Origin of the sequence: Mycolicibacterium rhodesiae (assembly GCF_002086695.1) — a bacterium.
GTDB lineage: Bacteria > Actinomycetota > Actinomycetes > Mycobacteriales > Mycobacteriaceae > Mycobacterium > Mycobacterium rhodesiae.
This window is the reverse complement of record NZ_MVIH01000002.1, coordinates 481,613-498,920: the sequence shown is the minus strand read 5'-3', so window position 1 is coordinate 498,920 and position 17,308 is coordinate 481,613. Positions and strand designations below refer to the sequence as shown.

19 protein-coding genes are annotated in these 17,308 nt (G+C 66.6%); 8 read left to right on the top strand and 11 right to left on the bottom strand.

The genetic code is table 11. The annotated features are described in order from the left end of the window. The first annotated feature begins 84 nt into the window (after positions 1 to 84). Together BST42_RS06290 and BST42_RS06285 are read left to right on the top strand one after the other, a co-directional pair. Entirely contained in the window at positions 85 to 1,281 is a 1,197-nt protein-coding gene (locus tag BST42_RS06290; protein ID WP_083117699.1) for a hypothetical protein, read from the top strand. Further along, a complete protein-coding gene (locus tag BST42_RS06285; RefSeq protein WP_083117698.1) occupies positions 1,278 to 1,715 on the top strand; it encodes a hypothetical protein in 438 nt (145 codons plus the stop codon). Before BST42_RS06290 ends, BST42_RS06285 begins: the two co-directional genes overlap by 4 nt. Here BST42_RS06285 and BST42_RS06280 read toward each other — a convergent pair. From BST42_RS06280 to BST42_RS06265, 3 genes are all read right to left on the bottom strand, one after another. Beyond that, positions 1,697 to 1,996, bottom strand: a complete 300-nt coding sequence (locus BST42_RS06280) for a hypothetical protein (RefSeq protein ID WP_083117697.1) — start codon at positions 1,994 to 1,996, stop codon at positions 1,697 to 1,699. The genes BST42_RS06285 and BST42_RS06280 overlap by 19 nt on opposite strands. A gap of 9 nt (positions 1,997 to 2,005) precedes the next feature. Further along, complete coding sequence (locus BST42_RS06275; protein WP_083117696.1) at positions 2,006 to 3,079, bottom strand: GGDEF domain-containing protein; 1,074 nt, start codon at positions 3,077 to 3,079, stop codon at positions 2,006 to 2,008. Positions 3,080 to 3,311: 232 nt separating this feature from the next. Beyond that, positions 3,312 to 4,412: a GGDEF domain-containing protein gene (locus BST42_RS06265; protein ID WP_083117694.1), complete on the bottom strand. Its 1,101-nt coding sequence runs from the start codon at positions 4,410 to 4,412 to the stop codon at positions 3,312 to 3,314. 152 nt (positions 4,413 to 4,564) lie between these two features. Here BST42_RS06265 and BST42_RS06260 point away from each other — a divergent pair, with 152 nt between their 5' ends. Continuing rightward, positions 4,565 to 4,834 carry a YdeI/OmpD-associated family protein gene (locus tag BST42_RS06260; RefSeq protein ID WP_083117693.1) on the top strand — a complete coding sequence of 90 codons (270 nt, stop codon included), beginning with the start codon at positions 4,565 to 4,567 and terminating at the stop codon, positions 4,832 to 4,834. Here the strand turns inward: BST42_RS06260 and BST42_RS06255 are convergent. Further along, on the bottom strand, positions 4,831 to 5,436 hold the full coding sequence (locus BST42_RS06255; protein WP_083117692.1) for a TetR/AcrR family transcriptional regulator C-terminal domain-containing protein: 606 nt from the start codon (positions 5,434 to 5,436) through the stop codon (positions 4,831 to 4,833). The two genes, BST42_RS06260 and BST42_RS06255, sit on opposite strands and share 4 nt — an antisense overlap. Positions 5,437 to 5,512: 76 nt before the next feature. On the opposite strand from BST42_RS06255, the gene BST42_RS06250 reads away from it, so the two are divergent. Genes BST42_RS06250 through BST42_RS06230 form a run of 5 tightly spaced genes read left to right on the top strand, consistent with a single transcriptional unit; the run spans position 5,513 to position 10,506 of the window. Further along, a complete protein-coding gene (locus BST42_RS06250; protein ID WP_083117691.1) occupies positions 5,513 to 6,496 on the top strand; it encodes a nitrilase-related carbon-nitrogen hydrolase in 984 nt (327 codons plus the stop codon). Next, positions 6,493 to 8,124 carry an amidohydrolase gene (locus BST42_RS06245; RefSeq protein WP_083117690.1) on the top strand — a complete coding sequence of 544 codons (1,632 nt, stop codon included), beginning with the start codon at positions 6,493 to 6,495 and terminating at the stop codon, positions 8,122 to 8,124. The genes BST42_RS06250 and BST42_RS06245 overlap by 4 nt, the downstream gene beginning before the upstream one ends. Next, positions 8,121 to 9,464: an APC family permease gene (locus BST42_RS06240; RefSeq protein ID WP_083117689.1), complete on the top strand. Its 1,344-nt coding sequence runs from the start codon at positions 8,121 to 8,123 to the stop codon at positions 9,462 to 9,464. The genes BST42_RS06245 and BST42_RS06240 overlap by 4 nt, the downstream gene beginning before the upstream one ends. Beyond that, positions 9,461 to 10,204, top strand: coding sequence for a YqjF family protein (locus tag BST42_RS06235; RefSeq protein WP_237159270.1), 744 nt, complete (start codon positions 9,461 to 9,463; stop codon positions 10,202 to 10,204). Before BST42_RS06240 ends, BST42_RS06235 begins: the two co-directional genes overlap by 4 nt. A 26-nt stretch (positions 10,205 to 10,230) precedes the next feature. Next, positions 10,231 to 10,506, top strand: a complete 276-nt coding sequence (locus BST42_RS06230) for a hypothetical protein (RefSeq protein ID WP_083117688.1) — start codon at positions 10,231 to 10,233, stop codon at positions 10,504 to 10,506. On the opposite strand, the gene BST42_RS06225 is transcribed toward BST42_RS06230, so the two are convergent. The 7 genes from BST42_RS06225 to BST42_RS06195 all read right to left on the bottom strand — a co-directional run bounded on the left by BST42_RS06225 (position 10,503) and on the right by BST42_RS06195 (position 17,295). Continuing rightward, positions 10,503 to 11,384 (bottom strand): MerR family transcriptional regulator, encoded by an 882-nt coding sequence (locus tag BST42_RS06225; RefSeq protein WP_083117687.1) that lies wholly within the window; start codon positions 11,382 to 11,384, stop codon positions 10,503 to 10,505. The genes BST42_RS06230 and BST42_RS06225 overlap by 4 nt on opposite strands. Position 11,385: 1 nt before the next feature. Continuing rightward, positions 11,386 to 12,888 (bottom strand): flavin-containing monooxygenase, encoded by a 1,503-nt coding sequence (locus BST42_RS06220; protein ID WP_083117686.1) that lies wholly within the window; start codon positions 12,886 to 12,888, stop codon positions 11,386 to 11,388. A 3-nt stretch (positions 12,889 to 12,891) separates the two neighbouring features. Then, positions 12,892 to 13,812 (bottom strand): reductase, encoded by a 921-nt coding sequence (locus BST42_RS06215; RefSeq protein ID WP_083117685.1) that lies wholly within the window; start codon positions 13,810 to 13,812, stop codon positions 12,892 to 12,894. 8 nt (positions 13,813 to 13,820) lie between these two features. Then, positions 13,821 to 14,639, bottom strand: coding sequence for an SDR family NAD(P)-dependent oxidoreductase (locus BST42_RS06210; RefSeq protein WP_083117684.1), 819 nt, complete (start codon positions 14,637 to 14,639; stop codon positions 13,821 to 13,823). Between the two features lie 2 nt (positions 14,640 to 14,641). Next, positions 14,642 to 15,601, bottom strand: coding sequence for an alpha/beta hydrolase (locus BST42_RS06205; RefSeq protein WP_083117901.1), 960 nt, complete (start codon positions 15,599 to 15,601; stop codon positions 14,642 to 14,644). A 77-nt stretch (positions 15,602 to 15,678) separates the two neighbouring features. Next, positions 15,679 to 16,452: a cyclase family protein gene (locus BST42_RS06200; protein WP_083117683.1), complete on the bottom strand. Its 774-nt coding sequence runs from the start codon at positions 16,450 to 16,452 to the stop codon at positions 15,679 to 15,681. A 9-nt stretch (positions 16,453 to 16,461) separates the two neighbouring features. Next, on the bottom strand, positions 16,462 to 17,295 hold the full coding sequence (locus BST42_RS06195; RefSeq protein ID WP_237159269.1) for an acyl-CoA thioesterase domain-containing protein: 834 nt from the start codon (positions 17,293 to 17,295) through the stop codon (positions 16,462 to 16,464). Positions 17,296 to 17,308 lie beyond the last annotated feature (13 nt).

Sequence of the window (17,308 nt, the reverse complement as noted above, 5' to 3'; positions counted from 1 at the left end):
GATGCCCACGTTGTCCCAAGTCCGGAACTGGGACACCGAGCACCTGACGCAGGCCGCAACGCACTGGACTGCGGTGGCCACCGTGTGGGAGGACAACTTCACCCAGCTGTCCCAGCAGATCCGCACCCCGGCGGAACACCGTGGATCGGCAAGGCTGCCGACGCAGCCCAGCAGCAGGCCTACGACGACCGTCTCAAGGTCGTCGGATGGGCCGACCAGCTGCACAACGCGTCGACGGCTGCCAAGACCGGTGCCCAGCGGATCGCCGCGGCACGCAACGCCGTTCTCACCGCGGTGAGCAACGCACAGCAGGCGGGATACACGGTCGGCGAGGACTTCATGCTGTCGAGTCGAGAGACCGGCGACGCCGCATTTCTGGCTGCTCGCCGGGCGCAGGCCGAAGCGCTGGCCGCCGACATCCGCTCCCGGGTCGGCGAGCTGATCGCCGCCGACCAACAGGTCGCGACGACCATCACGACCGCGGCCGACGGCCTCGGCGGCGCGGCCTTCCCCGAGGCGGGTGATGGGAGTGGTGGTGTCAGCGGACTGGACAACCGCACTGGCGCGGGAGACGGCACCGACAAGCCCAAGATCCAGCTGGTCGACCACGAAACCGCCCCTGGTCCGCCGGATGTACCGGGCGTTCCCCCGGACAGCCCTTTTGTCGGTGACACCCGCTACGGGCATTGGCAAGATGTGTCGCCATCTCCCACCGGACCCTATGCCCACGGCGAAACAGGGCGCCTGGCGATCAAGTGGCAGCCGTTCGACGCCGAGAAGCAGGGTGACTTCACCCCGGGTCTCGGGGGCACCACTGGCATGTACACGCCGGGAAAGAACTGGGCCGACCCAGACGCGCCGCCGTGGGCTCAGTATCAGGAGGCCTACCGGTTCCGAGTGGCGGGCTTTCAACCCACCGAGAACACGCGGCAAGTCACCGAGAACGGCCGGACCGTGACCCAGCAGTGGGTGCAGAACACGTACGAATTCCAGCGCAACACCCGGGTGCTGCTGGGCGGTGACGTGTTGGCCGACCGTCCCAGCGATATCGCGGGTCTGAGCCCGCCGCCGCACATCGACCACGACTGGAAGCCGATCACGCTGCCGGAGATCGCCTCGCTGTCGGCGACCAATCCGACGACCACCTATTACGTGCCTAACGAGTGCGGGCCGCAGTCGACCTTCGTCGGTGGACTGCCCGGTGGCGGATACGCCGCACAGCCGACAGTGCCGAGCATGCGGCCCTCGAGCGGCGGCCCGCTGATCCAGGTGCCGGGATGAGCCGGCGCTGGTGGTGGGTCGCGGCAGCGGCCGCCGTGATTGTCGCCGTGGTTGCGGGAACCTGGATCTTTTTGGGCCGCAAGCATTCCGGCGATAGTTGCATCGCCGTCCGCAACATGATCGCGGTTAATCGGGACCACTCGGCGCAGATCGACACTCAGACGAATGCCGGAGTGGAGCCGACGCAGGCCTCCTATGAGCAGTGGGCCAACCGGCTGGATGAACTGGCCCGGGAGATCGACGACCCGACGCTTTCGCCGCATGCGCACCGGATGGCGGATCTGGCCCACCAATCGGTGGCGCTGAACCCGGCGATCCTCGCCGAGCTGTCGGCGCCGCAGCCCGGGGTCGGTCCCGCGGCGACGAAGTACGCCGAACTCAACCAGCAGTTTGTTGCCGAACAGCGCGATCTCGCTCAGGCGTGCCCGGCGTGATTCGTGCCGGACGGCGGGTCGTCGTCGGGATCGATGACGTTGCCGTACTCGTCGACCCACGGGGGCAGAGGCGTTCGGGCGTAGCCGTAGTAGTAGCCGGTCGGCGACCACGGCGGTAGCGGTTCACGCCCGCGCCGTCGGCGCACGAAAGTCACCACGATGGTGACGATTCCCACCACCAGGAATGCGACCAGTGCCGCTTTGGCGACGACGATAAGCATCGTCATCGGCGGCGCGGCCGGAGGGTTGGCACCCGACCACAGTAGCTCCGGGCCGGCCACAACCGAAGGTCACGAGGCTGCGTGACGCACCTGATTTCCGCCGGCGCGCTTGGCGGCGTACATCGCGGCATCAGCGGCCTCGACGAGCTCGTCGAGGAGCCGCAAGTTGACTTGGGAACCGTTTTTCAGCGGCGCGCACGCGGTGCCGATGCTCGCGGTCACCGGGACCGGCAGCTCGGCGATCGCCTGGCGCAGCCGTTCGGCGACCATCTCCGGTGGGTCGGGATGGTCGACGTCGGCGATCACGAATTCCTCGCCGCCGGACCTGCCGATGATGGCGGAAATGCCAGAGTGGTCGGCCAGCGCTGCGCTGATCCTGATCAGTGCGGCGTCCCCGGCTGCGTGGCCGGCGGTGTCGTTGAGTTTCTTGAAGCTGTCCAGGTCGATGACGATGACCATCAGTCGGCTGCCCTCGGTGTCGTTGCGCATGATCAGCTCGTAGGCCGATTGATGGAACGAGCGCCGGTTGTGCAGCCCGGTCAGGGGATCGCGGCCGGAGCTGCGCAGGTCGGACCGCAGCGTCTGGGCCAGCGACAAGACTCCGAACGGCAGGCCCACGTTGAGTGTCGCCACGATCGCCAACGCCGCTGCCATCAGATAGATGTCGCCGGTCGACATCACCATCCGCACGGCCAGGATCAGCGCGCAGACGACGGCGACCGCGCCGTTGGCGATCACCTCGTGGACGGTGTGGAAATAGGCGACGAAGCCACCGATCACGGCGAACGTCGCGCACCCCATCAGGCCCACGTAGTCGTTGGAATAGGACAGCGCGGCGGCGGCGATGGTCGCGGTGGAGGTGAACGAGAACACCAGTGATTGGCGGCGGGTGGGCCAGTGCAGCAGAAACGGCACGGCTGCCGCGAACGCCAGCGCGGCCGCGACAACGCAGATCGTCACCGCTACCGGGCCGTCGGGACCCTGCGGGCTCTTGATCATCAACGCGGTCGACGATGCGAGAGCCAGGGTCGCGGTGAAGATCAGCGTCCGCCAGATCCCCTGCTCGTCGCGGTCATGCAGGTAGACGCTGATCCAGTCGTATTGGTCGGCGTGCCGGGGTGGCAGCGCTCCCCACCGAAGCATGTGTCATCCCCATTCCTACGGGAAGTCTCGCTGTGATTGCGGAATCAATTTTGCCAGCTACGAGCAGAAGTGCTCAGTCCATGGTTCTCGGCTGATCGGGATCAGCCGGTCACCGAGGTTGTGCTGCGCGTTGCCCGACGGAGATCCGACTCGATGGATGCCGTCATTGATGCGACGGACACCAACATGATGGCGCCGACGCTACCGAAGATCGCACCGGCGCACATTGTGTTCAGCGGTCAACCCGGGCGGGCCGGCTGATCCGCGTCTGGTTCCCGCCGGCCCGCTTGGCCGCGTACATGGCGGCATCGGCTGCCCGGATCAGATCGTCCATCTCGGTCACGCTGTCCCAGCGCACGATGGCCGCACCGACACTGGCGGTCACGGGTTGGGGCAGCGCCGCGATCGCCAGGCACAACTGGGCGGGCAGTTCCTCGGCCAACTCGGCGGGCACGGCGTCGACAACGATGAACTCTTCGCCGCCGAACCGCCCGATGATCGCGGAGCTGTTGCTGTTTTCGCGAAGCGCCCAGCCGACGGCAGTCAGAGCCTGGTCGCCGGCGATGTGGCCGTAGGCGTCGTTGAGTTTCTTGAACTCGTCGAGATCGATCATCACGACGATGAGGTGCAGATCGTGTCCGGGCGACGTCAGCAGCAGCGTTGCGCGCTCGTAGAAGGCTCGCCGGTTCAGGACGCCGGTGAGCGGGTCCTGGTCGGAGCGCACGACGTCGGCGCCCATGGTGCGCATCACCGCCTGGATCGCCAAGGGAACCGCGAGGTTCAGTTCGACGACGAGCCACCAGCCGGCGGCGGCGACAGGCCAGCCGAAATTCGGGACCACGCGTAGTGCGCACAGCGCGCCGACGGCCATCCCGAGGACGACGATGAACGTGATCGCCTTCGAGTTGTGGAAGAACGCGGCATAGCCGCCGATGACGGCCATGCCGGTACAGCCCATCAGGGCGACCATGGGATAGGTCTGCATCACGCAGCCGACGGCGATGAGCGAACTGCCGAAGCAGGCCATTCGCAGTGATTGCCGTCGGCTCAACCAGCCCCGCAGCCACAGGGTGGTGTAGGTGATCCCGGTGAGTACCGCGGCGCCGCCGAATGTCCACGCCCACACCGGCGGCACGTTGCGCATGGTGGGGGTGGCTGCGCCCATCAAGATCAAGCCCGCCGAGATCAGAGCCATCAACACCTTGGTCGGCCATGCCAGGCCGCGCGCCCTCAAATACCCGGACAGCCACTCGAACTGGTCGGGTAACCGCCACCATCGCGCGAGCGGCCCCCCGGCCTGGTTGCCCGGTCCGGAGGCCCGCTGGTCAGTCACCGCGCCGTCCCTCCCTGCATGGCGTTCACGGTAGCCCGAGCAAATCGGTAGCGAGGCGAAATATCAACGCTGACAGAAAATAAATCCTGCGTGAGCCGACTCGTGCGGCCGGCTGCCGTCGGTACCGGCGCAGGACTGGCTAACCTATTCGAATGGGCACGCAAACGGTCCCCGGCGGAGTGGTCCACGAGCTTCCGGCAGATTTGCGGACTGCGCTGCTGGACAACGACACTGCGCTGGCGGCCTGGAACGACATCACGCCCCTGGCGCGCAACGAGTTCATCTGCTGGGTCGAGGACGCCAAGCAGCAGAAGACTCGCGAGCGACGGATCCGCCGCACCCAGGAGGAGCTCGAAGAAGGTATGCGCCGGCCGTGCTGCTGGCCGGGCTGCAAGCACCGCGAGCGAACCGGCAAGCCTTAGCCGCGTGGTGTGAGCCCGCGCAGCAGTACCGCCAACCCGTACTCGAATGCGTCGTCGGCCCGCGCGGGCTTGGGGGCACCGGTTGCCAGCGCGGCGGCCAGCTCGGGCCCGACCTCGGCGCCCGATTCCCACGGCTCCTCCGGCGCGGCCAGGTCCAGTGCGGACCCCAGCACGAAGCAGTCCATCAAAGTGATGGCTCGTAGGGTGTCGGCGGCGTCGAACCCGGCGCGGTGCAGGGTCACCGCCAACATGTTGTACATCCGGATGGCGTGGCTGCTGTTCACCGCGTAGGCGGTCAGCAGGGGAATCAGCCGCGGGTACCGGGCGTAACTGCGGCGGTAGGAGCGCAGGATGTCGGCGACGGCGTCAGCCCACGGGCGGTCCGGTTGGTCGTCGGGAAGCTGCACCTCGGACATCGCCCGCTCTCGGAGCAGCTCGACGATCTGGCCTCGACCCGACACGTGGTTGTACAGCGATGACGGACTGACCTGCAATTTCCGTGCCAGATCGGGCATGGTGAATTCGCCGGTGGCACGCACCAGGTCCATCGCGGCCGACGCGATCCGGTCGGTCGACAACAGCGGTGTCGGCGGACGGCCCATCGAAGTCTCTCTTCCTCTTGCGAAGAAGTATGAGCCAGTTCACACTAAAACGAAATAGATTCGTTTTAGGAGTTCGATGATCACCTTGACTGCCCGAGCGGCCGAACCGCTGTCCCGGTCGGCGCCCTCCCAGCGCCCGCCGCTGCGGGTCGGCCTGGTCCAGCACCGGTGGCGACCGGACCGCGTGGAACTCCTCGCCACGCTGCGTGCCGGTATCGACACCGCCGCCGGGGCGGGTGCGTCGGTGGTCTTCCTGCCGGAGATCACCCTGCTGCGCTATCCGGCAGATCGCCCGGCCGGCCCCAACCCCGCGGCACTTGCCGAGGATCTGGAGAACGGCCCCACCTTCGACCTGGCGGCGAGCGCGGCGCGGGACAACGGGATCTTCGTGCACGCGTCGCTCTACGAACGCACTCCCGATGTGAACGACGGCCTGGGCTACAACACCGCGATCCTGGTCTCCCCCGGCGGCGAACTCGTCGGCCGGACCCGCAAGCTGCACATCCCGATCTCGGCCGGCTACTACGAAGACACCTACTTCCGGCCCGGCCCCGACGCCGACCCGTACCCGGTCTACGCGCCGGACGGGCTGGATGCCCGCATCGGTATGCCGACCTGCTGGGACGAGTGGTTCCCCGAGGTCGCCCGGAATTACTCGCTCGCCGGTGCCGAGGTGGTCGTCTACCCCACCGCCATCGGATCCGAGCCGGTCTTTCCCGACTTCGACACCCGGCCGCTGTGGCAGCAGGTCATCGTGGCCAACGGCATCAACAGCGGCTTGTTCATGGTGGTGCCCAATCGGGTCGGCGACGAAGGGACCGTGACGTTCTACGGGTCCTCCTTCATCTCCGACCCCTACGGCCGGGTACTGGTGCAGGCACCGCGCGACGAGGAGGCCGTCCTGATCGCCGATCTCGACCTCGACCAGCGCCGAGATTGGTTGGAGCTCTTCCCTTTTCTGCTGACTCGACGTCCTGACACCTATGCCCCGCTGACCCGGCCCGTCGTAGCCGACGAGCCCTACGGCGCCGGTCACGTCGCGACGGCGGTGGTCAAGTGAGTTCGACGCTGTTCACCGGTGGCGTGGTGTGGACCGGTACGGGGCAGGATTCCGATGCCCTGCTGGTCACGGACGGAGTGGTTCGCGCGCTGGGCGACGCCGCCCGAGCACTGGCCGAGGGCTCGGACTGTGAGCACGTCGACCTCAGCGGCGGGTTCCTGATGTCGTCCTTCGGCGACGGGCACGCTCATCCGCTCTACGGCGGGCTGGAAGCGGTCGGGCCGCCGGTCCGTGGCTGCGGCAGCATCGACGAAATCGTCACTGCAGTCAAGGTTTACGCCGAGGAACACCCGGACGAGGAATGGATCGTCGGCGCGTCGTACGACGGCAGCCTGGCCGAGGGCGGACTGTTCGACGCCCGGTGGCTCGATGCCGCGGTGCCGGACCGCCCGGTGGTGCTGCGGGCCTGGGATTACCACACCGTGTGGTGCAATACCGCGGCCATCGAGCGCGCCGGAATCACCGCCGACACCCCTGACCCGGTGCTCGGTGAGATCCCCCGTCGGCCGGACGGCTCGGTGCTGGGCACGCTGCGCGAATGGGGCGCAACAGATTTGGTGATGAACGTGATGCCACCCCGCGATGAGCGGCAGCGCATCGGCGCGCTCGGCACGGCAGCCGACTACTACCTCGCCCGCGGCGTCACCTGGGTACAGGACGCCTGGGTCGAACCCGCTGACGTCGCGACCTACGTCGAGGCGGCCCGGCAAGGCGCACTGCGGATGCGGTTCAACCTCGCGCTGTACGCCGACCCACGGCACTTCGATTCGCAGATAGCGGAATTCGCGGCTTCGCGGCGAGCGGTCGAGGAAGCGGGCTCACCGCTGCTGACCGCGAACACGGTCAAATTCTTCGCCGACGGCGTCGTCGAGAACGAGACCGGGGCACTGCTGGCACCGTATTGTTCTGGGCTACACAGCCACGGCATGCAGAACTGGGAGGGCGACTCGCTGGCCGAGGCCGCCCGCCGGGTCGACGAGCTCGGCCTGCAGATCCACATCCACGCCATCGGTGACGCGGCCGTCCGACAGGCCCTAGACGCCATCGAATACACAGTGTCCCGCAACGGAATTCGAGACCGCAGGCCGGTGATCGCACACGTCCAGCTGGTGGACGACACCGATATCGGCCGGTTCGCGGACCTGGGGGTGATCCCCAACATGCAACCGCTGTGGGCGCAGATGGATGCGTTGATGACGGTGTTGACCATCCCGCGGCTCGGCGTCGAACGCAGCGACCGGCAGTACCAGATGCAAACGCTGAACCGATCCGGTGCTGCGCTGGCGTTCGGCTCGGACTGGCCGGTGTCCTCGGGCGCCCCGCTCGACGGCATTGCCGTGGCGACGTCCCGGCTCACGGCCGAAGGCCAACCGGAAGGTGGTTGGACGCCGCACGAGATCGTGCCGATCGAGCGTGCGCTGTCGTCGTACACCGGAGCCGTCGCCTACCAGGCCTATGCCGAAAACAGCTGGGGAGCGATCACTCCCGGCGCCAGCGCCGACCTGGTGTGGCTCGATCAGGATCCGCGGAACACGCCGCCGCTGGATCTGCCGGGCGTGGGCATCCACGCCACATACTTGCGCGGTGTGCAGGCCTACCGGGCTGACGAAGGAAAGGTACGACCATGACCGCGGAATACATCACCGGCCCTCACGAGGGACACCTGAAACGAGCGCTGGGCCTGCCGTCGCTGGTGCTGTTCGGCTTGGTGTACATGGTCCCGCTGACGGTGTTCACCACCTACGGGATCGTCACCGAAACCTCAGGTGGCCGACTGCCGTTGGCCTACATCGTCACGCTGATCACCATGGTGTTCACCGCACTGTCCTACGCGCGGATGGCAGCTGCCATTCCGGTTGCGGGTTCGGCGTACACCTACACCCAGCGCACCTTCGGGGCCCCCGTCGGATTCCTGGCCGGGTGGTCGCTGCTGCTGGACTACCTGTTCCTGCCGATGCTGAACTACCTGGTCATCGGGCTCTACCTGAACGCGGCGCTGCCCGCGCTCCCAGCGTGGGTCATCGTCCTTGTGTCGATCGGGATCGTCACGGTGCTCAACATCATCGGCATCGTGTCCGTCGCGAGGGCCAACTTCCTGATCATCGCCATCCAGGCGATCTTCATCGTGGTGTTCGTGGCCCTCGCGATCGCCAAGACCACCGGCTACGGAACCGTCGACCTGCTGGCACCCTTCACCGGTGACGGCACGGCCGGCGGCATGAGCCCGATCCTGGCCGGCGCGGCGATCCTGTGCCTGTCCTTCCTCGGCTTCGACGCCGTCTCCACGCTGTCCGAGGAGGCGCGTGACGCCAAACGCACAGTGCCGCAGGCGATCATGATCGCGACAATCGTCTCGGGGATCATCTTCATCCTGCTGTCCTACGTATCGCAGCTGGTGTTCCCGTCCAACAAGTTCGCCGACGTGGACACCGGTTCGACCGACGTGATGCTGGCCGCGGGCGGGGCGTTCGTCAACACCTTCTTCACCGCGGCCTATGTGGCCGGTGCGCTCGGTTCGGCGTTGACGTCGCAGGCGTCGGTGGCCCGAATCCTGTACGCGATGGGCCGTGACGGCATTCTGCCCCGAAAGGTGTTCGGGCACGTCTCCGCCAAGTACAGCACCCCGGTGTACGCGATTCTGACGGTCAGCGTCATCTCGCTGCTCGCGATCTGGATCGATCTGACGATCCTGGCCTCGGTGGTCAGTTTCGGTGCGCTGGTGGCCTTCTCGGTGGTGAACCTGTCGGTGATCAAGCACTACTTCGTCGACATGCGGGAACGGAACATCCTGCTCAACGTGGTCGCTCCGGTGATCGGCTTCCTGCTCACCGCCTGGCTGTGGACCAGCCTGTCGGGTACCGCACTGACGATCGGATTGATCTGGCTGGCAATCGGATTCGTCTGGCTGCTGGTCGTCACTCACGGCTTCCGTCGGCCCACTCCGGTGTTGGACCTGGAATACGAGTGAGCCCGCAGGGCTGCGACCCACTGGCCGGCTACCCCGTCGCCGCGCCGGCGCTGCGGGGGCGGGTGTGGTTCGACCAGAGCTGGTTGGATCTCACGTTCCTGCACTGGCCGGTGCGCCCGGCCGACGTCGCGGACCTCTACCCCGCCGGCACGCGCCCGGATGTGTTCGACGGCGTGACGTATGTCGGGTTGGTGCCGTTCCGAATGGGTTACACCGCAGTCGGTCCCGGCCCGCGGGTGCCGTACTTCGGTTCCTTCGCCGAGACCAACGTTCGGCTCTATTCGGTGGACGACGGGGGACGGCACGGCGTGCTGTTCCGGTCGCTGGAGGCCGCCCGACTGGCGGTGGTTCCGGCGATCCGCATCGCCATGGGTATCCCCTACACCTGGGCCCGGATGCGGATCGACCGGACAGCGGATCAGATCAGCTACGACAGTGTCCGGCGCTGGCCGCAGCGGGGGCTGCGCAGCCGGGTGACGGTGCGCCCGGGCGAGCCGGTCGAGCCGACCGCATTGGAGACCTGGCTGACCGCGCGCTGGGGGGCCCACACCCGCAAGGCAGGCCGGACCTGGTGGGTGCCCAACTATCACGCCCCGTGGACTTTGCACTCGGCGCTGATGGTGGACCTCGACGACGAACTGGTGGCCGCCGCCGGGGTACGCACCGCCGGAGAACCGCTGCGGGCGCTCTACTCCCCCGGCATGCAAACCCAGTTCGGCCGCCCGATCGTGGTCGGCTGAGAGCCACTCGCAGTAAGCTCACAGCCATGGCTGTGCGGGTGCGGATCTCGAGGGCGCTGATGGCCGGCGCCTGCGGCGCGCTGTTCGTGGCCGCCCCGGTCGTGGTCGCCGCCCCGGCCAATGCCTGCCCGACCGGGCATCTTGCCGACCCGATCACCGGACAGTGCTACGTGGCCAACGGTGTGCCGAGTGTCGGTGGCATCCCGTGCATTCCGGGCAAGTCGATGGGTACCTGCCTGGGGATTCTGCAGAACCAATCGCCACGAGGCGGCGGCCCCCCGGTCGGCGGGCCCTGGCCCTAGGGCCGGTCGTCTGGTGCGTTGCCGCCGCCGGCGACGTCGACGGCCTGCGCCAGGATGTTGGCCACCACCGACTCAACGCTCGACTCGATCGAAAACGCCAGCGTGGAGCTCACGGCGGCCACCGCCTGGGTGCGGAACCGGACGAGCATCGTGATCATCTCAGTGACCTCGGGATCCGCCGGCAGCGGAGATCCGGGATTGAGCCGGTCGCCGACGTGATTCACTCCCGCCCGCACCAGGATTGCGCTGATCTGGTTGATCAACGGAGCGATCTGCTCGTGGAGGTCAATGAGCGTTCCGATGGCGACGCCGTACTGTCGGATCTCGTTGAACGCCTCGACCAGTTTGGGCCGCACCACTGTGGCGTCGTGGCCGTCATCCTCGAGCCGGATCAGGTCTAGGCCGACCATCCGGTCGAATCCATCATCGTCGTCGACGAGTCGCCGCGCTTCGGTGACCGACATCCGCTCGGGCTTCTCCGTGGCCCAGCTGCCCGCGATCGCTGATTCCAACCCCAGCATGTCCCCGACGTTCTTGCCTTGTTCCCACGCGGAGAGCATCTCGTGGACGTGAGCGAGGTTGTAGCCGCGGTCCAGTAGCGAGGTGATCATCCGCAGTCGGGTGAGGTGGGTGTCATTGAACAGCGCGATCCGCCCGACTCGCAGCGGTGGGTGCAGCAGTCCCCGGTCGCGGTACACGCGAATATTGCGAGTCGTGGTCCCGGCGAGCCGCGCCAATTCGTCGATGCGGTATTCGCCCGAGGCGGCCACGCCGTGCGGCTGCACCGCGGCGTCGAACAGTTGCGACACCGCGGCTTCGACGACATCGCGAGACCCGCGGCGCAGCCGTCGCAGGATACTCGGGATCGGACCGGTCATCTCATGCCAATGCGGAGACCACATGCGGCGGGGCGTCGGATGCCACCGCCTCGTAGTCCTGGAACCGGAACTGTCGCATCTGTCGAAGATACTGTGTCGCGAAGCCCGGATACATCGAGGCATTGAATCCGTCGTCGGTCAGATACCAGCTGTTGCAGCCCGACATCCATGTGGTCCTGGTCAGACGCTTCTGCATGCGGTCGTTGTAGCGACGCTGCACATCGGCACGAACGTCGAGGTATCGCAGGTTCCGGCGCAAGATGGTGGTGACGCCGGCGACCGCATAATCGATCTGGCCCTCGACGTAGACCAGCAGCGAATTGTGGCCGGGCCCGGAATTCGGGCCGGTCATGAAGAACAGGTTGGGGTAACCGTGTGCGCTCGCACTCTTGTATGCCTCGGCGTGCCCGCGCCAGTCCTGTTGCAGCGAACGGCTATCGAGCCCGGTGACCGGGAACGGAGGACCTGAGAGGTGCACGTCGTATCCGGTGGCGAACACGATGGCATCGACGTGGTGTTCGATGCCGTCACTGGTTCGGACACCGACCGGACTCAGAGTGGCGATGGGCCAATCGATCAGCTTGCAGTTGTCGCGCTGTAGCGCCGGGTAGTAGTCACTGGAGACCAGCATGCGCTTGCAGCCTGGGATGAAGTCGGGGGTGAGCTGGCGGCGAAGCCACGGGTCGGCGACAGCGCGGCGCAGATGCGCCTTCCCGAGCCGGGCGACAAGTTGGCTGGCGGGTGTGTTCCAGACCAGCGCCGCGGCGCTGGCCTCGTGGCCCCAGTACAGGGCCTGGCGGGCAAGTGCCTGGGTTGCAGGCACTTTCGCGAAAATTTCGCGCACGGCGGTCGGCATCGACACGTCCAGCCTTGGTAGCACCCAGCCGGGAGTCCGCTGGAACACCTTGACGGCTGCAGCGGTCTTGACCAGTTCGGGAACGATCTGCACCGCACTGGCGCCGGTACCGATCACCGCGACCCGCTTGCCTGCGAAGTCGTAGTCGTGATCCCAGGCGGCGCTGTGGATCTTGTGTCCACGGTAAGTGTCGATGCCGCGGATGTCGGGAAACTTGTGGTCGGCCAGCGGTCCGGAGGCCAGAATGACCGTGCGGGCCTGAATCTGCTTGCCGCCGTGCGTGTTCACAGACCAGACCCCGGCCTGCTCGTCGAAGCTCAACCCGGTGACCTCGGTGTCGAATCTGATCAGCGACCGCAGTCCGTACTGGTCGGTCAGATCTTCGATGTGGTCACAGATCTCGGCGCCCGACGGGTAGGCGCGCGACCAGCTGGGGTTCTTGACGAATGAGAACGAGTACAGCAGCGACGGGATATCGCAGGCCACGCCGGGGTAGGTGTTGTCCCGCCAGGTACCGCCGACGCGGCTGTTGCGCTCGACGATGACGATGTCGTCGACGCCGGCGTGTTTGAGCTTGATGGCGGTGCCCAGCCCGGTGAATCCCGCGCCGACGATCAGAGTGTCGTGGATGTGCTTGACAGCGGACATGTTTCAGGCCGCCGGTTCGTGGGTCAGTTCCTTGAACCAGCTGGGAATCGGACTGAGCAGTGTGCGCGGTATCCGGTCGGACACCCATACCATCGGGTTGGCCACCCAGTGATAGGGGTTGTCGGGCTTGATCACCATGCGCGCGTGCAGTTTGAGGATCTGGTAGGTCGGGACGCGGTGCGTGTACTCGCCGCGCTCGCCGAGGGTGCGGAATCGTTTGACGGCGTTGTAGAGCCGCTCGGGCTCCAGTCCCATCCCGACGATCTCGTTGCGTATCCGGTTGAGCAACGGAACGTACATGATCGCGCCGATGATCAGCCCGGGGGTGGCGACGCTGCCGACGAACTCGATCAACAATCGCCGCAGATCGGCCTGCCCGATCATGTTCAGCACCTCGAAATCGACGGCGAGGTGGCGGGATTCGTCGTTGTTGATTTTTTCGAAGACCTGATGGCAGACGGGATCGTCGACCTCCTCGAGCAGGAACTTGAGCAGGGCGCCGTCCAGTGCCACTTCGAGCATCGGGATGACCGTGCCCAGGATCGACAGCGACATGGAGTCGGCGTATTTGTCCAGCCAATCCATCGACAGGCGGATGTTGACATTGGGTTCAGGCATCTCGCCGTCGTCGAGCATGCCCCAGCGCTTCATCAGCGCGAGTTCGGCGTTGGCGTGTCGCTGTTCCTCGGCGTGGAAGTAGCGGTATATCTCGGCAATGGTCGGGTTGGGCGCCTTCTTGGCCAGCGCGGCGAATCCGCGTGCGCCGATGTTCTCGATCCAGCACAGATCCGCCATGAACGCCTTGAGTTTCGGGCGTTGTTCGTCGGTGATGCGTTCGGCGCCGGGTGCGTTCCAGTCGATGTCGCCCAGCGCCCACTGCCGGTCCTTGATCTTCGCCAGCATGACGTCCATATCGATCGCCATCGATCCTCCTAGGTGGTGACGCGGGTGACGAGCCCGGCGGCGCGGGTGTACACCGTCGGGGTGAACCGTTTGATGCTCCAACCGATTCGGGCTTCAGGCTGCGGCATGCAGTAGAGGCCGCCGCGATCGAGCGTGTCCAGGCACATGCGGGCGACCCGGTCAGCGGAGAATCCGGTCCACCGCATCAGCTGCTCGGCCCGCAGTGTCGTCTTTGTTGGGATGCGACCGGATTCGAGGATGTTGGTCTTGACGAAGGTGGGGCACAGAACCGTGACATTGACGCCGGTACCGGACATTTCGGCCGCCAGGGTCTCCGACAAAGACAGCGTGCCCGCTTTGCTGACGTTGTAGGCGGCCATCCCGGGGGCGGCACCGAACGCCGCCGCCGACGCCACGTTGATGATTCCGGCGGGACGGCCGGCGTCGCGCAGGATCGGGGCGAAGACGTGGCAGCCGTGGATCGGCCCCCACAGGTTGACGTTCAGCACCCACGTCCAGTCGGCGAGGTCAATAGCGCCGATGGTCTGCCCGCCGGCACCTACCCCGGCGTTGTTGACGACGAGCGTGGGTGGGCCGTCGAACCACGACTGTGCCTCCTCGGCAAGGCGATACATATCGTCGATCCGGCTGACATCACAGCCCACCGCCAGCGCGCGGTCGCCGATCGCCGCGGCGGTCTTATGCGCGGCCCCCTCGTCGATGTCGCTGCACACCACGCGGCCACCTCGGGCGGCCAGTTCGGCAGCGAATGCAGCGCCGATGCCGCTGCCTGCGCCGGTGACGACCGCGTCGGCGTCGTGGCTGCGTTTCGTCCCGAAGATACCCATGTTCAGCCGACCTCTCCGATGCTGCTGTCGTACAGCGAGTTTGCGATGAATGAGGCGATTTCACGCATCGCTGGGGCAGCTGAAGGGCTGATCCGGGGCAGGGCCTGGAAGACGTGCGCCTGATCGGGCCAGATGTGCAGATCGCAGTCACCACCGGAACGGCGCATGTCCTCGGCGAGGGCGATCGCGTCAGCCGCCAGCATCTCCGCGCCACCGGCGTGGATCAATGCCGGTGGGAGCGGCCGTCCACCAGAGACGTCGAGCGCCAGCCGTGGGTGTCCGGGTTCGACACCGGCACAGTACAACTCAACCAGACGCGCGGCATCGCGGGATCGGATGGCCGGGTCACGCCGGCTGCGCTCCCAGGTCCGGGCGAGCTCGAACGTCAAGTCCAGCAATGGCGACAGCAGCACGAGGGCTGCGGGATGCGGAACTTCGGGCTGCAGCAGCAGGTCGACTGCGAGGTGTCCGCCCGCCGAGTCGCCGGCGATTGCCAGGTCTTTGGGCGACTTCCCGCAGTCATCGATCAGCCAGTCCCAGCCGGCGCGCACATCGTCTGCGGCTGACGGGAACCGGTGCCGCGGCGCCAGTCGGTAGTCGATGCTGAATACGGGCAGACCTGTCAACTGCGACAGCCACGCGGTCAGGCGGCGGTGGGTGCGTGGCGAGCAAAGCGCATACCCGCTGCCATGCACGAAATAGATCGCCCGAGCCGTAGCGTCGTGCCCGACACCTCGGCCGTACACCCATTCCCCGACGACGCGACGCCGGTCGGAGGTCCGAGTGTCGACGGGAACGGTTGTCGTGCCGGACAGGGACGGCCCGAAAGTGTCCATGATGCGAGCCACGATCTGGCGCGCGGCCCACAGACCCCACGCCTGCTCGGGCGGGAGGACGGCGCTGATCTGACGCAAGGTCAGGATGCTCGCGGCGTTCGCGCTTCGACTTCGCCACTCGGTCATCGATCCGCTGAACACCCGATGGATACAACGCCCAATGGTGCCATTTGTCAATGGCATCATTGGAGAATGTCGTCGCCTCAGTCGTCGAAGATGGCGACGGCGCGGGTCCATCCCGCCGACGCCGCGTGGACCTTCACCGGGAAGCAGGACACCTCAAAGCCGTTGGGCGGCAATGACTCCAGGTTGTGCAGCTTCTCGATGTGGGAGTAACCGACGGTACGTCCGGCGCGGTGGCCTTCCCAGATGATCGATGCATCGTGGTCCTGGGCGTAGCGCCTGGCGGTGTAGGAGAACGGGGCATCCCAGCTCCAGGCATCGGTTCCGGTGAGCCGAACGCCGCGCTCGAGCAGGTACAGCGTGGCATCGCGGCCCATGCCGCAGCCGCTCCCGACGTAGTCAGCGTGTCCGTAGCGGGTGCCTGCGCTCGTGTTGACCAGCACGATCTCCAGCGGCGACAGGCTGTGACCGATGCGGTCCAGCTCGGCTTCCACATCGGCTGCGGTCACCACGTAACCGTCTGGGAAGTGGCGGAAGTCGAGCTTGACCGCAGGTTGTAGACACCATTCGAGCGGGACCTCGTCGATGGTGATGGCGCGCTTGCCGCCGTCCATCGTCGACGCGTAGTGGTACGGGGCGTCCAGATGTGTGCCGTTGTGGGTGGTGATCCGCACCCGTTCGATCGCCCATCCTTCGCCGTCGGGAAGATCGTCGACGGTCGCGCCGGGGAAGAACGACACCACCTCGGCGGCGGTCTGCTTGTGGTCGTAGTAGTCGATCTCCGGGAGATGGCCCGGCGGGTCCGAGGCTATGCCGGCTTGCAGCGGAACCGAGATGTCGACGAACCTTCTCATCGCACCTTTCTACGCCCTGGGGTGGAACGATTCGATCGGGTTCACCAAGCCGACGGTGATCGCGTTGCCGATCTGCCCGTGTGCGTCGAACACCGCGACCGCACCGCAGGCGATCCCGTCGTTGCTGTTGTGCGATGTGGCCGCCAGGCCGATGTAGTCCCCGACCGGCTCGCGAGCCAGGGTCAGGGTGTAGTCGGCGTTGATGTATCGCAAACCGCCTGTGCCCCAATGCGATGTCGCACTGGCAGCGTCGGCGGCCATCGCAACGGTGACGAACGGCGACGTGGTTTCCCCGTCGACCAGCGGGCGGACCTGCCGGATCCAGGCGTACTTGGGGCCGGTGGCGTCGTGCCATTCGGTGAAGGCCATCGCACCGCCGGACTCGCCCTGTCCGCCATAGCCCCAGACGAACATCATCAGGTCATCAGGCAGCGGACCGGGATCCGGCGGCAGCGGCGGCATCGTGATCGGCGAGGACCAGATGTCGCCGGCCGGGTGCTCGCCGCGGCGCAGGAACATCGCACTGGCCCGGGACACCACCGTGTCGTTCTGGATCAGTTCGGCGTCGACCAGCCGGATGCGACGGCCGTCGCGGCGCATCGTGGTCCGCACTTCCAGGGGTGTGATCGCGGTGGGCCGCAGCAGGTCGACGGTCAGGCGAGCCGGCACGAATCCAGGGGCGCCGCCCACCTGTTCCAGCGCCCGCGCCAAGATGCCGCCGACTACGTGACCACTGATCGTCGGACCCCAGGGCCCCTGCGATGCCGGGCCGGGCAAGAGCACGTCGCCGTCGGACACCAGATACGCCCGCGATGCGCCAGCCGAGTCGCCCAGATCCGTCACGAGCTCACACGAT

Bases quoted from the DNA above. Each gene is read 5' to 3' on its own strand.
- BST42_RS06285 (WP_083117698.1), top strand. From the start codon at position 1,278: ATGAGCCGGCGCTGGTGGTGGGTCGCGGCAGCGGCCGCCGTGATTGTC.
- BST42_RS06275 (WP_083117696.1), bottom strand. From the start codon at position 3,079: ATGCTTCGGTGGGGAGCGCTGCCACCCCGGCACGCCGACCAATACGAC.
- BST42_RS06260 (WP_083117693.1), top strand. From the start codon at position 4,565: ATGGGCACGCAAACGGTCCCCGGCGGAGTGGTCCACGAGCTTCCGGCA.
- BST42_RS06255 (WP_083117692.1), bottom strand. From the start codon at position 5,436: ATGGGCCGTCCGCCGACACCGCTGTTGTCGACCGACCGGATCGCGTCG.
- BST42_RS06250 (WP_083117691.1), top strand. From the start codon at position 5,513: ATGATCACCTTGACTGCCCGAGCGGCCGAACCGCTGTCCCGGTCGGCG.
- BST42_RS06240 (WP_083117689.1), top strand. From the start codon at position 8,121: ATGACCGCGGAATACATCACCGGCCCTCACGAGGGACACCTGAAACGA.
- BST42_RS06230 (WP_083117688.1), top strand. From the start codon at position 10,231: ATGGCTGTGCGGGTGCGGATCTCGAGGGCGCTGATGGCCGGCGCCTGC.
- BST42_RS06225 (WP_083117687.1), bottom strand. From the start codon at position 11,384: ATGACCGGTCCGATCCCGAGTATCCTGCGACGGCTGCGCCGCGGGTCT.
- BST42_RS06220 (WP_083117686.1), bottom strand. From the start codon at position 12,888: ATGTCCGCTGTCAAGCACATCCACGACACTCTGATCGTCGGCGCGGGA.
- BST42_RS06215 (WP_083117685.1), bottom strand. From the start codon at position 13,812: ATGGCGATCGATATGGACGTCATGCTGGCGAAGATCAAGGACCGGCAG.
- BST42_RS06210 (WP_083117684.1), bottom strand. From the start codon at position 14,639: ATGGGTATCTTCGGGACGAAACGCAGCCACGACGCCGACGCGGTCGTC.
- BST42_RS06205 (WP_083117901.1), bottom strand. From the start codon at position 15,601: ATGACCGAGTGGCGAAGTCGAAGCGCGAACGCCGCGAGCATCCTGACC.
- BST42_RS06200 (WP_083117683.1), bottom strand. From the start codon at position 16,452: ATGAGAAGGTTCGTCGACATCTCGGTTCCGCTGCAAGCCGGCATAGCC.